The sequence below is a fragment of the Cellulomonas dongxiuzhuiae genome, assembly GCF_018623035.1.
Taxonomy (GTDB): Bacteria; Actinomycetota; Actinomycetes; order Actinomycetales; family Cellulomonadaceae; genus Cellulomonas; species Cellulomonas dongxiuzhuiae.
On sequence record NZ_CP076023.1, the window covers coordinates 3,602,099 to 3,625,597 of the forward strand.

Here is a 23,499-nt window from a genome sequence, read left to right on the forward strand (position 1 = left end):
AGCGGACGTTCAGGAATGTCGCGTACCGTGCCGGAGTCCGTCCACCGATCCGGGACGGTCTCCCATGATCCGGAGGACTCTGTCGTGCGACGTCCCACCACCCGCACCGCCCTGCGCGCCGCAGCCGCAGCGCTGGCGCTCAGCCTCACGCTGGCCGCCTGTGCCGGCGACGGCGGGAGCGACGACCCGACCACGCCCGCCGCGGAGGAGTCCGCGGCCCCCGAGGGCGCACCCACGGCGACCGCGGAGGACATCGCGGCGCTGGAGGCCGTGACCGTCGAGGGCGCCGCCGGCTCCGAGCCCAAGGCGACGCTCCCCACGACCCCGTTCACGGTGTCGGCAGCCGTCGCGCGCGTCCTCGACGAGGGCACGGGCGACGTCATCGCCGACGGTGACCTCGTCGACCTGCACTCCGTGTGGGTCGACGGCAAGGACGGCGCCACGCTCTCCTCGACGTGGACCGCCGGCGCCCCCGAGCAGATCGTCGTCAGCGAGGCGTCGCTCGCCCCCGTGCTCACCGACATCCTCGTCGGCGGCAAGGTCGGCACCCGCTTCGCGTTCGCCGTGCCGTCGGGTGAGGACACCTCGTCCCTCGCCATCGCCGAGGTCTCCGCCAAGCGCCCCGGCCGCGCCGACGGCACCGCTGTCGCCCCCGCCGACGGTCTGCCCACCGTGACGCTCGCCGAGAACGGTGCGCCGTCGCTCGAGGCCGCGTCGGGCGACGCCCCGACGACCCTCACCGTCCAGCCCCTCATCGAGGGCTCCGGCCCGGAGGTCGCCGCCGGCCAGACCGCGCTCGTGCACTACACCGGCTGGCTCTGGGACGGCACGCAGTTCGACTCCTCCTGGGAGCGCAGCACGCCCTTCCCGGTCGAGAACATCGGCCAGGCCGCGGTCATCGCCGGCTGGAACGAGGGCCTCGTCGGTCAGAAGGTCGGCAGCCAGGTCATGCTCGTCGTCCCGCCGGACAAGGGCTACGGCGACGAGGAGAAGGAGGGGATCCCGCCGGGTTCCACCCTGGTCTTCGTCGTGGACATCCTCGCGGCGAGCTGACCTCCCGCACCTGATCCGCAGCTGACGCACGGGCCGGGCCGCCCCCTCGCACGAGGGGACGACCCGGCCCGTCGTCGTCCCTCACCAGGGACCCTCGTCCTGCTGCTCACGGGCACCTGGTCCTACGCTGGGCCGAAGATCACCTCCAGCGTGGGAGGGTCCACATGGACCAGGTACGGCCGTCCGCAGTCCGCACCGTCGCGCTGCTGGGCGCGTCGGGAGCCGGCAAGACCACCCTCACCGAGGCCCTCCTGCACCGCGCCGGCGCCATCCCCCGCGCGGGCCGCGTCGAGGACGGGACCACGGTCAGCGACCACGAGCCGGAGGAGATCGCCCGCGGCATCTCCCTCGGGCTCGGGGTCGCACCCCTGCGATGGCGGGCCGAGGACGGGCAGACGTACGACGTCACGCTGCTCGACACTCCCGGGTTCCTCGACTTCGCCGGTGCGGTCGACGCCGCCCTGAGCGCGGCCGACCTCGCGCTCGTCGTGGTCAGCGCCGTCGACGGCGTCCAGGCGGGCACCCACCTGGCGTGGCGGGCCGCTGCCGAGGCGGGCGTGCCGCGGGTCGTCGTCGTGACCAAGGAGGACCGGGCACGCGCCGACTTCCACCGGGTGCTCGCGCAGCTGCGCGACACGTTCGGCGACGTGATCGTCCCGCTCGAGCTGCCGTTCGGCGACGAGACGGCCTTCACGGGCGTCGCCGACGTCCTGTCAGAGGAGGGCCACGGCTACGACGGCGACGGGCGGCACCACAGCGCCCCCGTGCCGGCGGGACTGCTCGCGGAGGAGCACCGCCTGCACGAGGAGGTCACCGAGGAGATCGTGGCGCACGACGACGAGCAGCTCGAGCGGTACCTCGCGGGCGACGTGCCGTCGGTCGCGGACCTGGGCCGGACGCTCGCGCAGGAGGTGTGCGCCGGCGAGGCCGTGCCCGTGCTCGTCGCCTCCGGGACGACGGGGGTCGGCGTCGACCGCCTGGTCGAGCTGCTCTGCGCGCTGTGCCCCGCGCCCGAGTCCCGGACCCGGACCGTGCGCGCGGGCGACGTCGAGGTGCCCGTCGCCCCCGACCCGGACGGGCCCGCGCTGCTGCACGCCTTCCGCACGACCGCCGATCCGTTCGTCGGGCAGGTCACGCTGTTCCGCGTGCTGTCCGGCACCGTGCGGGCCGGTGACCGGCTCGTCAACACCACGACGCGGACCGAGGAGCGCCTGCCCGCGCTGTTCCGCCTGCGCGGCAAGGAGCACCTGCCGGTCGACGTCGTGGTCGCGGGGCAGGTGGCGGCGGTCGCCAAGCTCACGGGCACCCCCGCGGGGTCGCTGCTGGCGGCCAAGGGCACGCCCGGCGTGTCGATGACCGCCCCGCCCGTGCGCGAGCGGCCCGGCGTCTACGCGCTCGCGCTGGACCCCGTCACGCAGTCCGACGACGACCGGCTGTCCGCCGCGCTGGCCAGGCTCGCCGCCGAGGACCCGACGCTCACGGTCGAGCGCGTCGGTGACCGGACCGTGCTGCGCGGCCTGGGCGACACGCACCTGGCCGTCGCGCTCGAACGGCTCGCGCGGGTCTTCGGCGTCCACGTCACGACGTCGCCCGTGCCCGTCGGGTACCGCGAGACGATCGCGCGGCCAGTCGCGGCGGAGGGCAAGGTCAAGAAGCAGTCCGGCGGCCACGGTCAGTACGCGGTCGTGCAGCTGCGCGTCGCCCCGCTCCCGCCGGGGACGGGCTTCGATTTCGTCGACTCGGTCGTCGGCGGGGCCATCCCGCGGTCGTACCTGCCGGCCGTCGAGCGCGGCGTGCGTGAGGCGATGGCGGCGGGCGGGCCCCACGGCTTCCCGGTCGTCGACGTGCGCGTCGAGGTGTACGACGGCCGGTCCCACGCGGTCGACTCGTCCGACATGGCGTTCCGCACGGCTGCGGCAGCGGGCCTCAAGGAGGCGCTCGCCACGGCGGGGACGGTCGTCCTGGAGCCCGTGTGCCGCGTGCAGATCACCGTGCCCACGTCCGCGCAGGGCGACGTCATGAGCGACCTGTCGGCACGGCGCGGGCACATCACCGACACCGTCTCGCTCGACGGCGGCGAGGTCGTCGTCGAGGCGACCGTCCCCGAGGCCGAGCTGCGGCGCTACGTCCTGGACCTGCGCTCGCTCACGGGTGGCCGCGCCGGCCTGACGGTCCTGCCCGACCACTACGCCCCCTGCCCGGACCACCTGACACCCGCCTGACCCACCCGTCCCCACGCACCCCCCTCCGTCGAGCGCGGTGGTCCAGTGCCGAGCGCGGCAGCCACGAGTAACCGCGCCGGGCGGTGGAGTACCGCGCCCGGCGGGGTGGTGGCGGCAGGATGGGGGTGTGGCGGAGATCGAGGAGCTGGCGGCAGCGGTGCGGGAGTTCTCGCGCGAGCGGGACTGGGAGCAGTTCCAGGACCCGAAGTCGCTGGTCCTCGCGCTGGTCGGTGAGGTGGGCGAGCTCGCCGAGCTGTTCCAGTGGGTGCCCGCCGCCGACGCGGTCGCACGCTTCGCCGTGCCCGACCGGCAGGCGCGCGCCGCGGAGGAGATGGCCGACGTGCTCGTCTACCTGGTCCGGCTCGCCGACGTCCTGGGCGTCGACCTGGGCGCCGCGGCCCGCGCCAAGCTCGCCGACTCCCACCGCCGCTTCCCGGCAGCGGACCACCGCGGCGTCGCCCCTCACAAGCCCTGACCCGGCACGCCCCCACCCCCTCCCCGAGCGCGGTACTTGGCGGAAGGGGCGGGTGGGGCGCCGGCGGGGGGTGGGGTCAGTCGGGGGTGGCGATGGCGTCGAGGACGCGCAGGCGTGCGGCGCGGGCGCCGGGCCACAGCGCCGCCAGCACGCCCACGACGAGCGCGAGCGCGACCATGAGCGCCAGGCCGTCCCACGGGACGACGAGCCGGTCCAGGCCCTCCTCGGCGTACACGCGCGGCAGGACCGACGCGAGCCCGACCCCGACCGCGAGGCCGACGACGGTCCCGAACACGGCCGTCAGGACGGACTCGACCGTCACGACGCCCGCGAGCTGCAGGCGCCCCAGCCCCACGGCACGCAGCAGCCCGATCTCCCGCGTGCGCTCGATCACCGACAGCGCGAGCGTGTTGACGATGCCCAGCACCGCGATGACCAGCGACAGGCCCAGCAGCGCGTACAGGATCACCAGGAGCTGGTCGACCTGGGCGGCCATCTGGTCGACGAACTGGTCGCGGTCCTGCACCGACACCACGACGTAGGGCGCGACCGCGGCGGTGACGGCGGTGCGCAGCTCGTCGTCGCCCACCCCGGGGGCCGCGTCGACGAACACGGTGTCGCTCGTCTGCGCGGGGCCCGGCGCGAGCTCGTCGAGCACGTCCTTGGTCACGATGACCGACCCCGTCGTGACGCGCGTGTCGACGACCGCGGCCACCTCGAGCGTGCGCTCGCCCACGGCCGTGCTGACGGTCACCTCGTCACCGACCGCCCAGCCCTCCCCCGCCACGGCCTGGTTGATCACCGCGTGGGTGTCGTCGAGGTCGTCGACGTCGCCGTCGAGCACCTCGACCACGAGCGCGTCGCCGAGCACGCCGGGCCGCAGGCCCAGGACGAACGCGCCGTCCGAGGCGGCCGGCGCCACGCCGGGCTCCGGTGACGCGCCGCCGTAGGTGAAGGCCAGCGACTCGGCGCGGCCCACCTCCGGCAGCGCGGTCACGTCCGCGACCGCGCCGTCGGGGATCGCGGACGTCGCCGAGCGCAGCACCAGGTCCGCCTCCGTCGCGCTCTCGACCACGCGCACCAGGGACGCCTGCCCGGTCGCGGCGATGACGGACACGGCACCCACGAGCGCCATGCCGATGATCAGCGCCCCGGCCGTCGAGGCGGTCCGCCGGGGGTTGCGCACGACGTTGCCCTGCGCGAGGCGGCCCAGCGGAGGCAGCGCGTGCACGAACGGCACGGCCAGCACGCGCAGCACGGCACGCGCCAGCGACGGCGACGCGACGAGCACGCCGACGAGGACGACCGCGGCGCCGACCCCGAGCGTGGGCTCGGCACCCGGGGCGTCGGGACGCAGCGCGGCGAACACCACGCCGGCGGCACCCAGCGCGACCAGCGCCGCACCACCGAGCCCGCGCAGGTGCAGCGACCGCTCGGGCACGGTGACCTCGCCGCGCATCGCCTCGACGGGTGCGACGAGCGCGGCCCGGCGCGCCGGGACGGCCGCCGCGACGGCCGACACGACCGTGCCCAGCGCGAGGCACGTGACGACGCCCGTGGTCTCCAGCGGGATGTCGCCGACGAGGTCCATGCCCATCGCCTCGAACACGACGCGCAGCACGCTCACGAGCCCGAGCCCGCCGACCACGCCCAGCGCGGACCCGACGAGACCGACGACCGCGGCCTGCCCGACGACGACGCCGAACACCTGCGCGGGCGACGCCCCGACGGCGCGCAGCAGCGCGAACTCGCGCACCCGCTGCCGCACCGCCATCGCGAACGTGTTGGAGATGAGGAACCCGCCGACGAACAACGAGACCACCGCGAAGATCAGCAGGAACGACGTGACGAACCCGAGGGTCCGGTCGATGTCGCCGCGCAGCTCGTCGCGCAGGGACTGGCCCGTGACGGCCTGCGCCCCGGTGGTGCCCGCGTCGTCCAGCGCGGCCGTGACGCGGTCGACGAGCGTCTGCTCGTCCGCGCCGTCCGCGGCGTACACCGCGACGCGGGGGACGGTCGCCTCGGGGGCGAACGCGGCCGTGGCCACGTCGACGGGCAGGTAGACGAGCGTCGCGCCCGCGAGCGGACCGCCCGCGTCCACCTCGCCGACCACGGTCACGTCGCGCACCTCGCCGGACACCACGACCTTCGTCCGGTCGCCCAGGGCCAGCCCGGACGACTCGAGCGTCGCGGACTCGAGGGCCACCTCGTCGGCGGCCCGCGGCGCGGTCCCGGCGACCAGGTCCAGCCCGGGGTCGCGCTCGTCGAACGCGACGCCGAACGACGGCGCCTGGGTGGACTGCACGGCGGTGCCGTCGGCACCGACCAGGACGATCGAGCCGGCGAGCTCCGGCAGCGCGACGTCCACGCCCTCGACCGCCGCGACCTCGTCCGCGAGCGCGAGCGGCACCGGCGTGCGCTGCCCGCCCAGCGTCAGCCCGCCACCGGTGTCGCCGCCCGGGAGCGTGGTGTCGCCCTGCACGTAGGCGTTCGCGGGCGCCTGGGCGTCGACGATGCCGTGGAACGTGTCGGACAGCATGGTCCGCAGCGCGAACGTGCCGGCGACGAACGCGACCCCGAGCGTGACGGCCAGCACGGACAGCGCGAAGCGCACGGCGTGCGCGCGCACGCTGCGCAGCGTCACCCGCAGCATCAGCGGACCTCGGCGGGCGCGGTGCCGGGAACCCCGGCAGGAGCGCCGGCGGCGGCCTGCGCGCGGCGCGTCAGGACGCCGAGCCGCTCGAGGACGGCGTCGGACGTGGGGTCCCGCAGCTCGTCGACGATGCGGCCGTCCGCGAGGAACAGGACGCGGTCGGCGTACGACGCGGCGGTCGGGTCGTGCGTCACCATGACGACGGACTGCCCGAGCTCGTCGACGCTGTGCCGCAGGAACGACAGCACCTCGTGCGCGGACGCGGAGTCGAGGTTGCCCGTCGGCTCGTCGGCGAACACCACGGCCGGGCGCGTGACGAGGGCGCGGGCGCAGGCGACGCGCTGCTGCTGCCCGCCGGACAGCTCGCCCGGCTTGTGGTGCAGGCGGTCGGCGAGGCCGACGGCCTGCACGACGGCGTCGAGGTGCGAGCGGTCGACCGGCCGGCGGGCGATGTCGAACGGCAGGGTGATGTTCTCGAGCGCGGTGAGCGTCGGGACCAGGTTGAACGCCTGGAAGACGAACCCGATGCGGTCGCGCCGCAGCCGGGTCAGCTGCCGCTCCGACATCGCGGACACCTCCTCGCCGTCGACCACGACCGTGCCCGCGGTCGGGCGGTCGAGCCCTGCCAGGCAGTGCATGAGCGTCGACTTGCCCGACCCCGACGGACCCATGGTCGCGGTGAGCCGCCCGCGCTCGACGTCGAGGTCGACGCCCGCGAGGGCGTGGACGGCCGTGGGTCCGGACCCGTAGGTGCGCACGAGGCCGCGCGCCGTGGCGATGGGCCCGGCGGAGCGGGTGCTGTCGATGAGGGTCACATGATCGATGGTCCCCTCCTGACCGCGCTGCCGACACCCGGGAGGCGCCCGGCATCCACCCTGATCTCCGCCCGCCCCCGCTCAGGGTTGTCCCCGAGCGCGGAGCAGCAGGTCACGGGGGGTGACCCACCGTCGTGGCGGGGGCGGGCCGCCCCCGCGGTGGGGGGCAGCCTGAGGGTCGAACGGGGGGCCGGCCCCGATGTGCCGACGGCCCGCGGCGACGAGGCTGGCACCCGACGCGGTCGCCAGGACCGCCGGACGCAGGAGGTCGGACCCATGCTCGCAGCACTGCGCCGCGTCGGTGCCGTGGCCGGGGCCGTCGGGCTCGGGACCGCGCTGGCGCTCGCCGCCCAGCCCGCGCTGCTCACGCAGCTCGCCGGACGGCTCGTCGAGGCCGCCCCCTGACCCACGCCGGACGGCGCGCGCACGTCGCCGCGCGGACTCCTACGCTGGGCGGATGGCCCGGTACTTCGACGTCCACCCCACGGACCCGCAGCCGCGGGCGATCGCCCAGGTCGTCGCGATGCTGCGTGACGACGCCGTGATCGCCTACCCCACCGACTCGATGTACGCGCTGGGCACGCGCATCGACAACCACGACGGCGCCGACCGCATCCGCCGCATCCGGCACCTGGACGACCGGCACCACTTCACGCTGGTCTGCTGCGACTTCGCCCAGCTCGGGCAGCTCGTGCACCTCGACAACAGCGCGTTCCGGGCCATCAAGTCCGCGACGCCCGGGCCGTACACGTTCATCCTGCCGGCCACGCCCGAGGTCCCGCGCCGACTCGCGCACGCCAAGAAGCGCTCGGTGGGCGTGCGCATCCCCGACGACCCGGTGGCCCTCGCGATCCTGCGCGAGCTGGGCGAGCCGCTGCTGTCGTCCTCCCTGCTCATGCCGGGGCACGACTGGCCCATGACCGAGGGCTGGCAGATCAAGGAGGAGCTGGACGACGTGCTCGACGCGGTCGTGGACGCGGGCGACCGCGGCAACGAGCCCACGACGGTCGTCGACTGGACGTCCGGCGCCCCCGAGGTCGTCCGCGAGGGCGCGGGCGACCCGTCGCGGTTCTGACGAGGGCCGCGCCGTGAGCCCGGGCCCGGCCGGTGGGACGTCCCCCACGGACGTGCCCGCCTCGCCCGCGGACGTGGTGCGCGCGGCGGCCGCGGCGCCCGACCTGGACGCGCTCGCCGCCGCCTGCACGACGTGCCGCGCGTGCCCGCGCCTGGTCGCGTGGCGCGAGGCCAGCGCGGCCGACCCGCCCGCGCGGTACCGCGGGCAGACGTACTGGGCGCGCCCGGTCCCGGGGTTCGGCGACCCGGACGCGCGCGTCGTCGTCGTGGGCCTGGCGCCGGCCGCGCACGGCGCGAACCGAACGGGGCGGATGTTCACGGGTGACCGGTCGGGCGACTTCCTGTTCGCCGCGATGCACCGCGTGGGCATGGCGTCGCAGCCCACGTCGACGTCCGCGGACGACGGCCTGACGCTGCACGACGTGCGCGTCACGGCGCCCGTGCGGTGCGCTCCCCCGGCCAACGCGCCGACGCCCGCCGAGCGCCGCACCTGCGGACCGTGGCTGGCCCGGGAGATCGAGCTGGTGGCACCGCGCGTCGCAGTCGTGCTCGGCGGGTTCGGGTGGCAGGCGCTGCTGACGACGCTGGCCGAGCAGGGCTGGGCGGTGCCGCGCCCCCGCCCGGCGTTCGGGCACGGCGCCGAGGTCACGCTGCGGCACACCACGCAGGCGCGCGAGCTCACCCTGCTCGGGTGCTACCACGTGAGCCAGCAGAACACCTTCACGGGACGGCTCACGCCCGCGATGCTCGACGCGGTCCTGCGCCGCGCCCGGGACGTCGTGCGCTGACGGCTCAGCCCGCGAGGCGGGTCGCCCCCCGAGGGACGACCCGCGGTCGTCGCGCGCTCAGGTGCCGACGGCCGCCGCCAGCGCTTCGGCGACGGGGGTGTCGCCCCCGACCAGCTCCCACTGGTGACCGGCCGTCGCGTCGTCGAGCAGCACGGCGGCGATGACCGCCGCGACGTCGGCGCGCGGGATCTCGCCGCGCTCGACCTGCTCGCCGAGCGTGACGCGTCCCGTGCCCTCGCCGTCGGTCAGGCCACCGGGCCGCAGGATCGTCCACCGCAGGTCGGTGTCCCGCAGCGCCTCGTCCGCGTCCCGCTTGGCGACGACGTACGCCGCCCACACGGCCGCCATGTCGTCCGTGATGGGCTCGTCGACCCCGATCGCCGACACCTGGACGAAGCGTCGGACGCCCGCCCGGCGCGCGCCCTCCTGCGACTTGAGCGACCCCTCGAGGTCCACGCTGCGCTTGCGCCCGGCGTTCCCGTCGGCGCCGGCGCCGGCGGCGAACACCACGGCGTCGGCGCCCGCCATGACGGCCGCGAAGTCGTCGGCGTCGGACTCCTCGATGTCCAGCAGCGCGGGCTGCGCGCCGAGCGCCGCGAGCTCGTCGGCGTGCTCCTGGCGGCGGACCAGCGGCACCACCTCGTCACCGCGGGCGACCAGCAGCGGCGTGAGCAGCCGCGCGACCTTGCCGTGGCCGCCCACGACGACGACGCGCATCAGGAACGGCCGCCGGTGACGAGGATGCGGTCACCGGTGACGTACGACGACTCCTGCGACGCGAGGAAGACGTAGGCCGGCGCGAGCTCGGCCGGCTGCCCCGCGCGGCCCAGCGGCGTGTCCGCACCGAAGTCGTCGACCTTCTCGGGGTCCATGGTCGCGGGGATCAGGGGCGTCCAGATGGGGCCGGGGCACACCGCGTTGACGCGGATCCCGTCCTCCGCGAGCTGCTGCGCGAGGCCCATGGTGAAGTTGTAGATCGCGGCCTTGGTCGACGCGTAGTCGAGCAGCGGCGGGCTCGGGTCGAACGCCTGGATCGACGACGTGTTGACGATCGACGCGCCCTTGCCCAGGTGCGGCAGGGCGGCCTGCGTGATCCAGAACATCGCGTAGACGTTGGTCTTCAGGACGCGGTCGAGCTGCTCGGTGGTGATGTCGGCGAGCCCGCCGGTCTGCGCCATCTGGTAGGCGGCGTTGTTGACGAGGACGTCGAGACCGCCGAACGCCTCGACGGCCTTGCCGGGCAGCGAGCGCGCGTGCTCCTCGTCCCGGATGTCGCCGGGCAGCAGGAGGCCGCGGCGGCCCGCCTTCTCGATCCACGAGAGCGTGACGCGCGCGTCGTCCTCCTCCTCCGGCAGGTAGGAGATGGCGACGTCGGCGCCCTCGCGCGCGAACGCGATGGCCACGGCCCGGCCGATCCCGGAGTCGCCGCCCGTGATGAGCGCGCGCCGCCCCTCGAGGCGTCCCGAGCCGCGGTACGACTCCTCGCCGTGGTCGGGCTCCTGCTGCATGTCGTCGGTCAGCCCGGGGTGTGCGATCTGCTCGGCGCCGTGGGAGCCGGGGTCGGGCTGCTGCGTCGTGGGGTCCTGGGGTGTCGTCTGGTCTGCCATCGCTCCATGGTGGCGGCACGACGGCGGACCGGCATCCCGAGAGGCCCGCCCGGCGCGGCGCGGCGGACGGGCCTCTCGGGGCGTCCGGCTCAGTCCTGCGCGGGCGCCTCGGAGATCTCCGCGAGCGCCGACGTGGGGTCGAGCTCGGCGGCGAGGTCGCCGATGGTGAGCACGCCGACGGCCAGGCCGCCCTCGACGACGGGGACGCGTCGCACGGCCTGCTCCCGCATGATGCGGACGACGTCGGCGACGTCGTCGTCGGGCGCGACGGTCACGACGTCCTCGGTGGCCAGCTGGCCGACCGGCGCGTCCAGGCCGATGCCCTGGGCCAGGCCGCGGACCACCAGGTCGCGGTCGGTGACGATGCCGACGACCGTGCCGTTCTCGGCGACGACGAGCGAGCCGATGTCCTGCGTGGCCATCGTCTGCGCGACGGCGCGCAGCGTGTCGGTGACCTCGACGACCGTGGGGTGGGGCGTCATGAGCTCGGAGACCGTGCGGGGCATGGGTGCCCTCCTCGTGCTGGGACGTGCGGGCGTGGTGCGCCCGCGGGCGGCGGGGGACGCCGCCCGGCGTCAACGGTCGTTCACGACGGGCCGGGGCGCATCTCGGGAGCATGTCGGTGGGCACCCGTAGCCTGCCGGTGTGATCCTGCTCGACGACGGCACCCTGACGTACTCCGCGAGCGACCTGACGTCCGCGGCGCAGTGCGAGCACGCGGTGCTGCGCGCGCTCGACGCACGCCTCGGCCGGGGCCCGGAGGTGCAGCCCGACGCCGACGTGGTGCTGGCCCGCGTGTCGCACCTGGGCGACGAGCACGAGCAGCGTGTGCTGCGCGGGATGGTCGCGCGGTACGGCGTGTGGCGGCCGGGCGGGCGCGGGGGCCTCGCGCAGGTGCCCGCGACGCGCGACCCCGGCTCGCGCGCGCACCTCGAGGCCGCGCACGCCGCGACCCTGGACCGGCTCGCGTCCGCGGACGTCGTGCACCAGGCCGCGTTCTTCGACGGACGCTTCGTCGGACGGGCCGACTTCGTGGTCCGCGACGACGACGGCGCGTGGTCGGTGCGGGACGCCAAGCTGGCACGCAACGCCCAGCCGACGGCGCTGCTGCAGGTCGCGGCGTACGCCGACCAGCTCGCGCGGGCCGGGCTGCCCGTGGCGCGCCACGTCGAGCTGGTCCTCGGTGACGGCGCGGTCACGCGGCACGCGGTCGCGGACCTGGTGCCCGTCTACCGGGAGCGGCGCGTCCGGCTGCAGGAGATGCTCGACACGCACCGCGCGCAGGACGCGCCCGTGGCCTGGGGCGACCCGCGGTGGGCGGCGTGCGGCCGGTGCTCGTCGTGCACGGCCGAGCTCGAGGCGCGGCGCGACGTCACGCTCGTGGCGGGCGTGTACGAGCGGCAGCGGGCGGCGCTGGTCGCCGCCGGGATCACGACGATCGACGCGCTCGCGGCCGCACCTGACGGCCTCGAGGTCGAGGGGCTGAGCCCCGCGGTCGTCGAGAAGGCGCGGCTGCAGGCCCGGCTGCAGGTCGAGCAGGAGGCCCGCAACGCCGACCCCGCGCACCCGATCGACGTCCCGTGGGCCGTGACCCACCCCGAGCGGATCGCGGAGCTGCTGCCGCCGGCCGACCCCGGGGACATCTTCTTCGACTTCGAGGGCGACCCCCTGTGGTACGACGCCGCGATGGCGGGAGAGCCGGACGCGTGGGGTCTGGAGTACCTCTTCGGCGTCGTCGAGAACCCGCCGGAGCCGGGCGTCGAGGCGCCGTTCGTCGCGTTCTGGGCGCACGACCGCGCGGCCGAGCGGGTCGCGCTGCGGGAGTTCCTCGCCTACCTCGCCGCGCGCCGCGAGCGGTTCCCCGGCATGCACGTGTACCACTACGCGGCCTACGAGAAGTCGACGCTGCGACGGCTCGCGGGGCGTCACGGCGAGGGCGAGGCGCAGGTCGACGCGCTGCTGCGCGAGGGTCTGCTGGTCGACCTGTACGCCGCGGTGAAGGCCGGCGTGCGCACCGGGCAGCGGTCGTACTCGCTCAAGAAGCTCGAGCCGCTCTACATGGCCACGGGCCGCGGGGACGGCGTGACGAACGCGGCGGACTCCATCGTCGAGTACGCCGAGGCCGTCGCGGCCCGCGACGCGGGACGCCTCGACGACTGGAACGAGCGCATCAAGGCCATCGAGGTCTACAACCACTACGACTGCGACTCGACGCTGGGCCTGCGCGACTGGCTGCTCGCCCGCCTCTCCGAGGCGGGGGTCGCGCCCTCGCGTGCCGTCGTGCTGGACCCCCAGGCCGCGGCCCGGGCGGCCGAGCTCGGCGCGCCCGACCCGCTCGAGGACGACCTGCTCGCGATCGCGGGCCCCGGTCCGGGCGAGGGCGTCGTGCGCAGCCCCGCACGGCAGGCGGTCGCGCTGGTCGGTGCGGCGCTGCGCTACCACCAGCGCGAGGACAAGCCCTACTGGTGGGGCCACTTCGACCGGCTCTCGGCCCACCCGTCGGACTGGACCGAGCGGCGCAACGTCCTGCTGGTCGACCGCCCGGGATCCGTCGAGGTCGTGACGGACTGGCACCTGCCGCCGGGCAAGAAGGTCGAGCGGCGCGTGCTGCGCATGACGGGTCGCCTCGAGCCCGGCAGCGACCTGCGCGCGGGGGCGCAGGCCGTCGGGCTGTACGAGCCGCCGCTGCCCGAGTGCGTCAAGACGTCCGTGGACGGGCCGCGCGGCTGGTGCGAGCGCATGACGGTCCTCGACGTCGCCGCCGAGGTGGACGGGCCGCGGCCCCACGACGTGCTGCTCGTCGAGGAGACGCGGCCGCGCGGGTCGGACGCCTTCGCGGAGCTGCCGATGGCGCTCGCACCCGCCGGGCCGCTCGGCACCGGGCCGCTGCGCGACGCGATCCGCGGGCTCGCGCAGCAGGTGCTCGACACCGCGACGTCGCTCGATGCGGGGACCGGGGACGTCCGGCTGCCGCGCGCCGCGGTCCTCGACCTGGCGCGCCGCACCCCGCCGCGCACCCGGTCCGGCTTGCCGCTGCCGTCGGCCGACGGTGACCTGGTCGACGTCCTCACGCGTGCGGTGCTCGACCTCGACGACTCCTACCTCGCCGTCCAGGGGCCGCCCGGGACGGGCAAGACGTTCACGGGCGCGCGAGTGATCGCCGCGCTCGTGGCCCGCGGGTGGCGCGTCGGGGTCGTCGCGCAGTCGCACGCCGTGGTCGAGAACATGCTGCGCGGCGTCGCCGCGGCGGGCGTCGCCCGCGAGGCGATCGCCAAGAAGGCGCCCGGTGCGTCGGACGGGAGGGTCGCGGACCCGGCGGCGCCGTGGACGTGGGTGCCCGACGCGGGGTTCGGCGCCTTCTGGGCCGCGCGTCGCGGTGGCGCACCCGGCACGGGCGCCGTGCTCGGGGGCACGGCGTGGGACCTCGTCAGCACCAAGCGCCGCCCGGCCCAGCCGCTCGACCTGCTCGTGGTCGACGAGGCCGGGCAGTTCGCGCTCGCCACCACGTTCGCCGTCGCCGGCGCGGCCCGCAACCTGCTGCTGCTGGGCGACCCGCAGCAGCTGCCGCAGGTCAGCCAGGGCACCCACCCCGAGCCGGTCGACCGCAGCGCGCTCGGCTGGCTCACCGACGGGCACGACACCCTGCCCGCCGACCTCGGGTACTTCCTGCCGGTGACCTACCGGATGCACCCCGAGCTGTGCGCGGCGGTCTCGACGCTCGCGTACGAGGGCCGGCTCGTGGCCGCGCCCGACGCCGCCGCGCGGTCGCTCGACGGGGTCGCCGCGGGCGTGCACGGCGTGCTCGTCGACCACGAGGGCAACGCCGTCGCGTCGACCGAGGAGGCCGACGTCGTCGTGCGGCTCGTCACGGACCTCGTGGGGCGGACGTGGCGCGACCCGCGCGCCGCCGAGCCCGAGCGTCCGCTGACGCCCGCCGACGTGCTGGTCGTGGCCGCGTACAACGCGCAGGTGTGGACGGTCCGCCGCGCGCTCGACGCGGCCGGTTTCACGGCGACCCGTGTCGGGACCGTCGACCGGTTCCAGGGGCAGGAGGCTCCGGTCGTCCTGGTGACCACCGCGGCGTCCTCCCCGGCGCAGGTGCCCCGCGGGCTCGACTTCCTCCTCGACCGCAACCGGCTCAACGTCGCGGTGTCCCGCGGGCAGTGGGCGGCGTTCGTCGTCCGCTCGACGCACCTGACCCGCACGCTGCCGCCGCGGCCCGAGTCGCTCGAGCGGCTGGGCGCCTTCGTCGGCCTGACCACGCGCTCGGTCGTGGAAGCGCCCCCGGAGCCGTAACGTCAGGGCGAGAGGGCAGCACAGGACGCGGCACCGCACGGCGTGGCCGGGACGAGGCGGAGGAACGCATGGGTGTGGACGAGGACTTCGAGCGGGTGCGCACGTCGCTGCGCCTCGAGGAGCAGGCGCTCGCGCGGGAGTTCGACCAGATCGACGCCGAGGCCCGGGCCACGGTCGACGCGAGCGTCGAGCACGTGCGCACGCAGCTCGCGACGCAGGCCGACCGCATCCGTGAGGCGATCGCGCAGCAGCGCGCGGAGGTCGAGACCCGCAGCCGGGAGCTGCGCGAGGAGGTCGAGGCGCAGGACGCGACCGACCGGGCGTACGAGACCGACGAGACCGACGAGGCGTACGAGACCGACGAGACCGACCGGGCCGACGAGGAAGACCTGGTCGCCCAGCCCGACGGCACCGCGGTCGAGCAGGTCAGCGTGGCGACGGACGAGCCGGGCGAGACGATCGGGGACGTCGAGCGCGGTGACTGACGCCGTGGCGGCGGGCCCGCGCCACTCGGCGCGGGCCGCGGGTCCTCAGCGCACGTCGCGCAGGACCAGCGCGTGCGCGAGCTTGTCGGAGAACGTCTGGCGGCGGGCGTCCCACAGCGGCCAGAGGTAGCCCAGGTACAGCGGGAGGGCGTTCACGACGTTGGCGACGTCGCGGACGAACGCCCACCACATCCCCAGCGGCCGCTGGGTGTCCTCGCCCACCGTGCGCAGACCCACGATGCGCTTGCCCCACGACTGCCCGCCGCGTCCCTGCAGCACGACGCGGTTGACGAACCACAGCACCAGCATGACGAGCGCACCGGCACCGAACACGTTCATCCCCTCGGCGGTGGGCAGCAGGACGGGTCGCCCGTCCATGTCCGCCGTGGTGCTCATGGTCGTCTGCGCGTAGACGGCACCCGCGAGGTAGGGCGTCGCCACGATGAGCTGGTCCAGGAGCGACGCGAGCACGCGCCAGCCCCAGTGCGCCGGCGCCCCGGACGGCTGCCACCCACCCTCCGGCGCTCCGGGTGTCCAGCCGGCTGCCGGTCCGACGACACCGGCCGGCGGCACGCCGAGCACGACCGGAGCGGCGGGCGCGCCGTACGCAGGTGCCGGTGTCCCGAAGCGCGACACCCCGCCGCCGCCCCAGCCCGTCGCGGCCGGTGCGGCCCAGGCGGGCGTCGTGCCGTCGGTCGGCTCGGGCTCGGGCACCGGGTCGCCCGGGAGCCACGCCTCGGCGGTCGTGGGCAGCCAGGACCCCGCGGGGGCAGCGCCGGACACGCCACGGGCAGTGGTCACGCCCGTCCCGGTCGCGGCGGGCGCGTGTGCCAGCGACAGCTCCGGCACCGGGCGTGTGTGGTCCGTCCAGTCCCGTCCGTCGAACCAGCGTTGGACGTCACGCGTCACACCGTCGTCGTACCACCCGGGTCCGGGCGCGCCTGCAGTCGTCACGTCCCTGCACATCGGCATCCTGCCCGGCGAACCTGAGGCCGGACCGGCAAGATGTTGCGCTGACCTGCCCACCTGCGCGCGCCGGGCCGCGCGCCGCGACCGGGCGCAGACTGGGTGCGGGCCGGCTCACGGCCCCGGACACGGATGGAGAACCCCATGGGTCTCGACGACATGGTCAAGAAGGCGAAGGGTGCGCTCAGCGGCCGCGAGGAGCAGGCCAAGGGCGCCCTCGACAAGGCGGCCGAGGCGGTCAAGGCCCGCACCGGCACCGGCACGGACGCGACGATCGACAAGGTCGTCGACGCCGCGAAGGACCAGCTGGACCGCCAGAAGAAGTCCTGACCCACCCGGGGACCGCCCCGCCGCCGCCAGCCGCGCAGCGCGGGCCGTCGAGCGCGGTACTCGTCGCACCCGCGCTCGGCGGTGATGTACCGCGCTCGGCGTGAGGGCGGGCGGTGGGGGCGCGGGGTGGGTGGGCGGGGTCAGGTGAGGGACTCGCCCGTGTGGTCCGGGAGGGCCAGCGCGCCCAGCGCCGCCACGACGAAGACCGCGGCGAAGACCGTGAACAGCAGGCCGGTGCCGCCCAGCTCCCGCAGCTGCGGCACGGCCAGCGGCGCCAGGACCGACGCCGTGCGGCCGATGCCCGCGGCCCAGCCCGCGCCGGTGGTCCGCATCCGGGTCGGGTACAGCTCCGGCGTGACCGCGTAGAGCGCACCCCATGCGCCCAGGTTGAAGAACGACAGCAGCAGCCCCGCGCCGATGATCTGCGCATCGCCCGAGGCCGCCGCGAAGGCCCCGGCCGCGACCGCCGACCCGGCGAGGAACGCCGCGAGCGTCCGTCGCCGCCCCCACGTCTCGACGAGCACCGCGGCCGCGGCGTAGCCCGGCAGCTGTCCCAGCGTGATGATCAGCGTGTACGCGAACGACCGCACGAGCGTGTGCCCGTCGGCCGCCAGCACCGACGGCAACCAGATGAACGCGCCGTAGTACGCGAAGTTGACCGTGAACCACACGACCCACAGGGCCGTCGTGCGCCGCCGCAGCGCCGGTGCCCAGAGCGCGGCCAGCCGCGGCGCCGGCTCGCCGGTCGACGGCAGCCGCTCGGCCGCCGTGCTCGACGCGGTCGGTGCGGACGTCACCGCCGGGTCGGACGTGGCGGCGGGTAGCCCCGCGGGGCCCTGCGCCGCGGGGCTCTGCGCCGCGTCGCGCACCTGCGCGCCGGTCAGCCCGCCGTGCCCCACGGCGCGTGACGCCTCGAGGTCGGCGACGACCCGTTCGGCCTCGGCGTGCCGGCCGCGCGCCTGGAGGAAGCGCACGGACTCCGGCAGCCCGCGGCGCACGACGACGGAGTAGAGCGCGGGCAGGGCGCCGAGCGCGAGCGCCCACCGCCACCCGTCGTCGCCCGACGGCACCACGAGGTACCCGATGACGGCGGCGAGGATCCAGCCCACGGCCCAGAACGACTCGAGCACCACGACGGCCCGGCCGCGGATGCGTGGCGGCGCGAACTCGCTGACCAGCGTCGACGCGACGGGCAGCTCGGCGCCGAGCCCGAGGCCGACGACGAACCGCAGCACCATGAGCACCGCGACACCGCCCGCGAACGCCGACGCGCCCGTCGCGACGCCGTAGACCAGCAGCGTGAGGGCGAACACCTGGCGCCGGCCGATGCGGTCGGCGAGCAGCCCGCCGACCGCCGCGCCGACCGCCATGCCGACGAACCCCGCCGACGCGACCCACCCGAGCGTGGTCGCGTCGGTGCCCCACACGACCGCGAGCTGCGCGATGACGAACGAGATGAGCCCGACGTCCATGGCGTCGAACGTCCACCCGACGCCGGACCCCATGAGCAGCCGCACGTGGCGGCGCGTGACGGGAAGACCGTCGAGGCGTTGCGCGGGGTCGACTGCCTGCCGGGCGGGGTCCGCCGCGGTGGGCGCGTCCGGGTCGCGGGGGACGTCCGATCGGGTCACGGGCTCTCCTGGGTGCCGCTGGGGACGGTCGAGGGCGACCGCGGGTGCCGGGCGGCGTCGTCGTCGCACCGCTGCGCATCGTCGCCCACCGCGGCCCGTCCCGCCAGGGCATGACGCCCCGCACCCGCCGCCCGGCGCGCACGCCGCGCCGGACCGCCGCCACAGGTCCCTGCCGTCCGTCCGTCCGTCACCGACGTACCGTCGGGCCGTGCCCAGCATCCGCGTGATCGCGCTCGCCGTCATCCGCCACCCGGACACCGGCGCGCTCTTCGTCGACGAGACCGTCGACCCGCTCACAGGCCTCCTCTTCCACCGGCCCGCGGGCGGGGGCGTCGAGTTCGGTGAGCGGGCGGCGGACGCGCTCGTGCGTGAGCTCGACGAGGAGTACGGCCTCGCGGTCGTCGTCGGGCAGCGGCTCGGCGTGCTGGAGAACCACTTCACGTTCGCGGGCCGGGCCGGCCACGAGATCGCCCTCGTCTTCGAGGTCACGCTGGCGGACGCGGCCGATGACGCGCCGGACCGCCGCCCGTGTCGCGACCAGCCGCACGTCACCGGTGTCTGGCGCTCGTCGTCCGAGGACGCCGTCCCGCTCTACCCGGAGGGTCTGTCACGGCTCGTCGACGGCCTCGGGACACACTGAGGGGACCCGCACGCGGCGGGTCCCCTCAGGCCGTGCCGGGCGCGACTCAGGCGATGCCGTCGCGTCGGGCGGTGAAGGTCTTGACGACCGGTTCGCGCTCGGTCTGACCTGCCTCGTTCTCGCCGGGCGCCGGCTCGGCCTGGGGTTCCGTCGCCTCGACGGGGTCCGGGACCTCGTCGGGGGTCGGGGTGACGGTGTCGTCGGGGACGGACATCGGTGGCCTCCCTGTGATCGGTGAGCTCGATCGTGGCACGGGGGCCCCGCCCTCGCGCGCTGGACGAGCGGCGCACGCGGGCCTCGACCAGCGGCCGTGCCCGGGGGGGTCAGCCCAGCAGGCGCGCGATCACCCGCGCGCCCGCCGCGGCGGTGATGTGGTCGGACCCCAGCAGCAGGGCACCCAGCGGCGCGACGTTGAGAAGCGCGACGACGCCGAGCGTCGTGTCGCGGTCGTCCTGCGTGGTGCCGGGCGCCGACGCGCGGCCCTCGCGCGCGTCGCGGGCGCGGCGCAGGTCGGCGACGTGCTCGACGAGCGCGTCGAAGGCGCGGGCGTAGAAGCCGGCGAGCTCGTCGGCGTCCTCGGGGTGGCGCAGCGCGTACGCGAGCACCTCGACGGCGAGCAGCAGCTGCGGGTCGCCGGTGGACAGCGCGAGGGCGTCGGCGAGGGTATCGACGTCGACGCCGGCGGGGCCCACCCCGGGCACCGTGTGCTGCGACGGGTCCCCGGCCTCAGCGAGGCGGGCGCGCGCGACCGCGAGGAAGAGCTCGCGCTTGGACCCGAAGTGCGCGTAGACGGCGCCCTTGGTGTACCCGGCGTCGGCGGCGACGTCGTCGACGGACGCGCCCTCGAAGCCGCGGGCCGCGAACACCCGCGCGGCCGCGTCGAGCAGGTCGGCGCGCGTGCGGTCGACCTTGCGGCGGCGGCGCTCGTCCTTCGTGCGCGTCTCGTCCGTGAGGAACGCGGTGACGTCCGCGAGCTCACGGGCCGCCTCGCGCAGGCCCTGCGCGACGGCCTCGCCGGCGTCGGGGATGGCACGTTCGGCCTGCGCACCGAGGGCGCGCGTGAGCTCGGCGGCCGCGTCGGCGAGGGCACGGCTGGCGGCGCTGAGGCGGTCACGGTCGTCGGCCATGGGCTCACGATACGCCCGCGCATACCCAAGGGTTGATACCGAAAGGTATCTCTGCGTACTGTCATGTACGTACCGAACGGTATCTGAGGAGGACGAGATGACCGGTCAGGACGTGCTCACGGTCCGCGGGCTGCGCAAGCGGTACCGCGGGCGGCGTGGTGTGCAGGCGAACGACGGGATCGACCTCGACGTCGCCGCGGGTCAGGTGGTCGGGCTGCTCGGCCACAACGGCGCGGGCAAGACGACGCTCGTGCACCAGGTCGTCGGCCTCGTGCGGCCCGACGAGGGCAGCATCACCGTCACGGGCGTCGACGCGGTGGCCCACCCCGAGCACGCGCGCCGCCTGGTGTCGATCCAGGCGCAGGCCAACGTGCCGATCAGCGGCCTGACGCCGCGGCGCGCCATCGAGCTCGTCGGCCGCATCCGGGGCGCCGCGCCCGCCGACGTGCGCCGCCGCGCGACGGACCTGCTCGACGCCCTCGACCTCGGCGCGTGGGCCGACACCCCGGCCGAGAAGGTGTCCGGCGGCGTCGCCCGGCTCACCGCGTTCGCGATGACCACGGTCGTCCCCGGGCGGCTGGTCGTGCTCGACGAGCCCACCAACGACGTCGACCCCGTGCGGCGACGGCTGCTCTGGCAGCAGATCCGCGGGCTGGCCGACGCCGGGCACGGCGTCCTGCTCGTCACGCACAACGTCCGCGAGGCCGAGCGCGTCGTCGACCACCTCGCGGTCCTCGACCGCGGCGTCGTCCGCGCCGCCGACTCCCCCGCCGGCCTCACCGCGCGCCTGCGCGGCTCCCTCACCCTGGAGGTCGACACCGTGCCCGGCGTGCCCGTGCGCTGGCACCCCGCGGCCCGCGACGCCGCGCCCGGCCACCTGCGCGCGACCGCGACCGTCCCGTCCGACGCGGCGGCCGACGTCGTGCGCTGGGCGCAGGACGAGGTCGAGGCCGGGCGGCTCGAGCGCTACGCGCTGACCCCCGCGTCGCTCGAGGACGTGTACGTGCAGCTCGTCGGCGAGCCTGCCGACGTCACCGAGGAGGCACCGGCCGCATGACCACGCTCACCGCCACCGCGCCGACGCGCACCGACGGCCTGCGGCAGACCCTGCTGCTCGCGCAGTGGCAGCTGCGCCGGCAGTCGCAGTACCTGCCGCTCATGGTCGTGGTCCAGGTGTTCATGGCCGTCGCCACCGTCGTCGGCTACGGGCTGCTCGTCGGGGACCCGGACCCCGTCACCGCGCTGTTCCTGGCCACGGGCGCGCCGACCATCACGCTCATCACCGTCGGCCTGGTGATGGTGCCGCAGATGGTCGGGCAGGCGCGCATCGAGGGCTCCCTCGACTGGATGCGCACGCTGCCCGTGCCGCGCGTCGCGTTCCTGCTCTCCGACCTGCTGGTGTGGACGCTCATCGCCCTGCCCGGCATGGCGCTCGGCGTCCTCGCGGGGGTGCTGCGCTTCGACGTCGACCTGTCGATCGCGCCCTGGTTCCTGCCCGCGACGCTGCTGGTCTCGCTGACCGCCGCGGCCGTCGGGTACGCGATGGCCACGGTCCTGCCGCCGCAGCTCGCGATGCTGCTCACGCAGGCGCTCGTCTTCATCGTGCTGCTGTTCTCGCCCGTGTCCTACCCGGCCGAGCGCATGCCCGCGTGGCTGCAGACGGCGCACGAGTGGCTCCCCATCGAGCCGATGGCCCAGCTGGTGCGCGCCGGTCTCGCGCAGGAGACGTTCGCGATGCCCGCGCGCTCGCTCGTCGTGCTCGTGACGTGGGCCGTCGTCGCGCTCGCGGGTGCGGCGGTCGCGCTGCGCCGCCGCGCCTGACGACACCGGACGCACGCCCGACGCACGCCCGACGCACGCCGACGGTGGCGCCCCACGCGGGCGCCACCGTCGTGCTGTGCTCGTCAGGCGAAGCCGCTGCTCGCCCGGTTGCCGGGGATCGGCAGGATCGTGCCCTCGTCGGCGGGCTGGTCGGCTCCCGCCGGGTCCTCGTCCGGCGCCGGGTCGGCCTCGGGGGCCGTCGCGGTGACGGGGTCGGGGAACGCGTCCGGCGTCTCGGCGGTGGTGTCGTCGGGCGTCGGGGTGGCGGTGTCGTCGGGGACGGACATCGGTGACCTCCCTGTCGTCGGGGCCTCGATCGTGACACGCGACACTGCCGTCCGCTCGCGGACCGCTGCCACCTGCCGATCGGCGCCGAGGGACCTCGCTCGTCAGAGTGCCGGGTACACCTCGTACGTGGTGTCGGCCGGGAGCGCGGTCATGAAGTTGACCTCGAACCGGGCCTGGACGCCGGGAGGCAGGCGATCGACGAACGAGAAGTCGGCATCGATGATCTGGCCCTGCGCGTTGCGCGCGACGACCACTACCTTGACAAGACTCTGCTCGTCCACGAACGACCCCGAGAGGTTGCCGCCGACCGTGGTCGACCACTCGTCGGTCGCGGCAGCGACGTCTGTGACGGTGAACGAGCCCGCCCCGGGCTTGTGCAACGCGTCGGTCACGTCAGGTCCACGGAGGTCCAGGTGGTCGATGACACCCGTGCCGACCGACATGAAGCTCCCGGTCAGCGCGACCCGCCCGGGGAGGACGTCTACGTAGGTGGATCCCGAGTCCAGGATCGTCCCGTCCGCGCCGATCGCCTCAACGTCGAGCCCCGCCAGCGGGAACACGTGCTCGGCGTTCGGGTTCTCGACGATGACGACGTACCACCACGTGGTCGGATCGTACGTGTTCTGCCCGAAGGCGCTCTCGACCACGGCGAGCTCTCTGACGGCCGACGCGGCCGACTCGTCCTCGTCGGCAGCTGCGTCCGCGGTCGCGTCCGCGGACGCAGCGCCCTCGAGCTGTGATGTCGATGCGCTGTCGAGCTCCTCGACGAACTCGTCGAGGACCCGGCCGTACGCAATCTGCGTGGTGACGACGACGACCAGGGAGACGACCGAGATCACGACCGCGGCGACAGCCATGCCCTTGCCGGGACGTCCCTTGCGTGCCGCATTCACGAGGCCCACGATCCCGAGCACGAGGGCGACGAGGGCGAGGAATGCCGCGCCGTTGTTGATGATCGGAACCCAGCTGAGCATCAGCGCCACGATCGCGACGACGAAGGCAGCGATCACCAGACCCTTGCCACCCGAGGCGGGAGCACCGGCAGCGGCTCCCGCGAGCCCATCTCCGGGAGCGCCCGGCGCCATGCCGTACGGGGACTGCGCCGCGACACCCGGGGCGACGGGCACGGCGACCGCCGGTGGGCCGGCCGGACCGGGGGGGTCGGACGGGGGCGGTGCCACCATCCCGGGTTCGCTCGTGCTCATAGTCGTCTTCTCTCCTACGCATC

General features: G+C 75.5%; 23 protein-coding genes and 1 pseudogene. 12 read left to right on the forward strand and 12 right to left on the reverse strand.

The genetic code is table 11. The annotated features are described in order from the left end of the window. Positions 1-84: 84 nt before the first annotated feature. The 3 genes from KKR89_RS16280 (at position 85) to KKR89_RS16290 (ending at position 3,750) form a co-directional block, all read left to right on the forward strand. Positions 85-1,053: an FKBP-type peptidyl-prolyl cis-trans isomerase gene (locus tag KKR89_RS16280; RefSeq protein ID WP_208287404.1), complete on the forward strand. Its 969-nt coding sequence runs from the start codon at positions 85-87 to the stop codon at positions 1,051-1,053. 164 nt (positions 1,054-1,217) lie between these two features. After that, positions 1,218-3,275 (forward strand): elongation factor G, encoded by a 2,058-nt coding sequence (locus KKR89_RS16285; protein WP_214765524.1) that lies wholly within the window; start codon positions 1,218-1,220, stop codon positions 3,273-3,275. 127 nt (positions 3,276-3,402) lie between these two features. After that, the gene (locus KKR89_RS16290; protein ID WP_208287402.1) at positions 3,403-3,750 is read left to right on the forward strand and encodes a nucleotide pyrophosphohydrolase; all 348 of its coding nucleotides are present in this window, start codon (positions 3,403-3,405) and stop codon (positions 3,748-3,750) included. Between the two features lie 76 nt (positions 3,751-3,826). Here KKR89_RS16290 and KKR89_RS16295 read toward each other — a convergent pair whose 3' ends face one another. After that, the gene (locus KKR89_RS16295; RefSeq protein ID WP_214765527.1) at positions 3,827-6,403 is read right to left on the reverse strand and encodes an ABC transporter permease; all 2,577 of its coding nucleotides are present in this window, start codon (positions 6,401-6,403) and stop codon (positions 3,827-3,829) included. Beyond that, positions 6,403-7,209 (reverse strand): ABC transporter ATP-binding protein, encoded by an 807-nt coding sequence (locus KKR89_RS16300; protein WP_406565533.1) that lies wholly within the window; start codon positions 7,207-7,209, stop codon positions 6,403-6,405. The genes KKR89_RS16295 and KKR89_RS16300 overlap by 1 nt, the downstream gene beginning before the upstream one ends. A 285-nt stretch (positions 7,210-7,494) precedes the next feature. Here KKR89_RS16300 and KKR89_RS18490 point away from each other — a divergent pair, with 285 nt between their 5' ends. From KKR89_RS18490 to KKR89_RS16310, 3 genes are read left to right on the forward strand one after another with little or no spacing between them, the layout of a single operon-like run. Beyond that, positions 7,495-7,623 (forward strand): hypothetical protein, encoded by a 129-nt coding sequence (locus tag KKR89_RS18490; protein ID WP_255540142.1) that lies wholly within the window; start codon positions 7,495-7,497, stop codon positions 7,621-7,623. A 52-nt stretch (positions 7,624-7,675) separates the two neighbouring features. Next, a complete protein-coding gene (locus tag KKR89_RS16305) occupies positions 7,676-8,293 on the forward strand; it encodes an L-threonylcarbamoyladenylate synthase (protein WP_191783764.1) in 618 nt (205 codons plus the stop codon). A gap of 13 nt (positions 8,294-8,306) precedes the next feature. Continuing rightward, a complete protein-coding gene (locus KKR89_RS16310; RefSeq protein WP_372440640.1) occupies positions 8,307-9,080 on the forward strand; it encodes a uracil-DNA glycosylase in 774 nt (257 codons plus the stop codon). Between the two features lie 57 nt (positions 9,081-9,137). Here KKR89_RS16310 and KKR89_RS16315 read toward each other — a convergent pair whose 3' ends face one another. From KKR89_RS16315 to KKR89_RS16325, 3 genes are all read right to left on the reverse strand, one after another. Next, positions 9,138-9,797, reverse strand: coding sequence for an NAD(P)H-binding protein (locus KKR89_RS16315; RefSeq protein ID WP_214765533.1), 660 nt, complete (start codon positions 9,795-9,797; stop codon positions 9,138-9,140). Continuing rightward, the gene (locus KKR89_RS16320; protein WP_208287398.1) at positions 9,797-10,687 is read right to left on the reverse strand and encodes an SDR family oxidoreductase; all 891 of its coding nucleotides are present in this window, start codon (positions 10,685-10,687) and stop codon (positions 9,797-9,799) included. Before KKR89_RS16320 ends, KKR89_RS16315 begins: the two co-directional genes overlap by 1 nt. 89 nt (positions 10,688-10,776) lie before the next feature. Then, a complete protein-coding gene (locus KKR89_RS16325) occupies positions 10,777-11,193 on the reverse strand; it encodes a CBS domain-containing protein (RefSeq protein ID WP_208287397.1) in 417 nt (138 codons plus the stop codon). Between the two features lie 139 nt (positions 11,194-11,332). Between KKR89_RS16325 and KKR89_RS16330 the strand changes: the two genes are divergently transcribed. Together KKR89_RS16330 and KKR89_RS16335 are read left to right on the forward strand one after the other, a co-directional pair. Beyond that, entirely contained in the window at positions 11,333-14,983 is a 3,651-nt protein-coding gene (locus tag KKR89_RS16330) for a TM0106 family RecB-like putative nuclease (protein ID WP_214765536.1), read from the forward strand. A 68-nt stretch (positions 14,984-15,051) separates the two neighbouring features. After that, the gene (locus KKR89_RS16335) at positions 15,052-15,468 is read left to right on the forward strand and encodes a hypothetical protein (RefSeq protein WP_214765539.1); all 417 of its coding nucleotides are present in this window, start codon (positions 15,052-15,054) and stop codon (positions 15,466-15,468) included. Positions 15,469-15,513: 45 nt separating this feature from the next. Here KKR89_RS16335 and KKR89_RS16340 read toward each other — a convergent pair whose 3' ends face one another. Then, positions 15,514-16,269: an RDD family protein gene (locus KKR89_RS16340; protein ID WP_214765804.1), complete on the reverse strand. Its 756-nt coding sequence runs from the start codon at positions 16,267-16,269 to the stop codon at positions 15,514-15,516. A gap of 54 nt (positions 16,270-16,323) precedes the next feature. Next, positions 16,324-16,440, reverse strand: a pseudogene (locus tag KKR89_RS18645) (DUF2510 domain-containing protein); the annotation flags it as partial. Between the two features lie 138 nt (positions 16,441-16,578). Here KKR89_RS18645 and KKR89_RS16350 point away from each other — a divergent pair. Next, the gene (locus tag KKR89_RS16350; protein ID WP_214765541.1) at positions 16,579-16,764 is read left to right on the forward strand and encodes an antitoxin; all 186 of its coding nucleotides are present in this window, start codon (positions 16,579-16,581) and stop codon (positions 16,762-16,764) included. Between the two features lie 140 nt (positions 16,765-16,904). On the opposite strand, the gene KKR89_RS16355 is transcribed toward KKR89_RS16350, so the two are convergent. After that, positions 16,905-18,395 carry an MFS transporter gene (locus KKR89_RS16355; RefSeq protein ID WP_251140928.1) on the reverse strand — a complete coding sequence of 497 codons (1,491 nt, stop codon included), beginning with the start codon at positions 18,393-18,395 and terminating at the stop codon, positions 16,905-16,907. 208 nt (positions 18,396-18,603) lie between these two features. Between KKR89_RS16355 and KKR89_RS16360 the strand changes: the two genes are divergently transcribed. Continuing rightward, on the forward strand, positions 18,604-19,035 hold the full coding sequence (locus tag KKR89_RS16360; protein WP_214765543.1) for an NUDIX domain-containing protein: 432 nt from the start codon (positions 18,604-18,606) through the stop codon (positions 19,033-19,035). 46 nt (positions 19,036-19,081) lie between these two features. Here the strand turns inward: KKR89_RS16360 and KKR89_RS16365 are convergent, their stop codons facing one another. Continuing rightward, the gene (locus tag KKR89_RS16365) at positions 19,082-19,249 is read right to left on the reverse strand and encodes a hypothetical protein (RefSeq protein ID WP_208287391.1); all 168 of its coding nucleotides are present in this window, start codon (positions 19,247-19,249) and stop codon (positions 19,082-19,084) included. 109 nt (positions 19,250-19,358) lie between these two features. After that, complete coding sequence (locus KKR89_RS16370) at positions 19,359-20,162, reverse strand: TetR/AcrR family transcriptional regulator (RefSeq protein ID WP_214765545.1); 804 nt, start codon at positions 20,160-20,162, stop codon at positions 19,359-19,361. A 97-nt stretch (positions 20,163-20,259) separates the two neighbouring features. Here KKR89_RS16370 and KKR89_RS16375 point away from each other — a divergent pair, with 97 nt between their 5' ends. Continuing rightward, a complete protein-coding gene (locus KKR89_RS16375; RefSeq protein ID WP_214765548.1) occupies positions 20,260-21,219 on the forward strand; it encodes an ABC transporter ATP-binding protein in 960 nt (319 codons plus the stop codon). Next, positions 21,216-21,983 carry an ABC transporter permease gene (locus KKR89_RS16380; RefSeq protein ID WP_214765551.1) on the forward strand — a complete coding sequence of 256 codons (768 nt, stop codon included), beginning with the start codon at positions 21,216-21,218 and terminating at the stop codon, positions 21,981-21,983. Before KKR89_RS16375 ends, KKR89_RS16380 begins: the two co-directional genes overlap by 4 nt. An 83-nt stretch (positions 21,984-22,066) precedes the next feature. On the opposite strand, the gene KKR89_RS16385 is transcribed toward KKR89_RS16380, so the two are convergent. Both KKR89_RS16385 and KKR89_RS16390 read right to left on the reverse strand, forming a co-directional pair. Continuing rightward, a complete protein-coding gene (locus KKR89_RS16385) occupies positions 22,067-22,270 on the reverse strand; it encodes a hypothetical protein (RefSeq protein ID WP_208287387.1) in 204 nt (67 codons plus the stop codon). A gap of 102 nt (positions 22,271-22,372) precedes the next feature. After that, the gene (locus KKR89_RS16390) at positions 22,373-23,281 is read right to left on the reverse strand and encodes a hypothetical protein (RefSeq protein WP_214765554.1); all 909 of its coding nucleotides are present in this window, start codon (positions 23,279-23,281) and stop codon (positions 22,373-22,375) included. Positions 23,282-23,499: the final 218 nt, after the last annotated feature.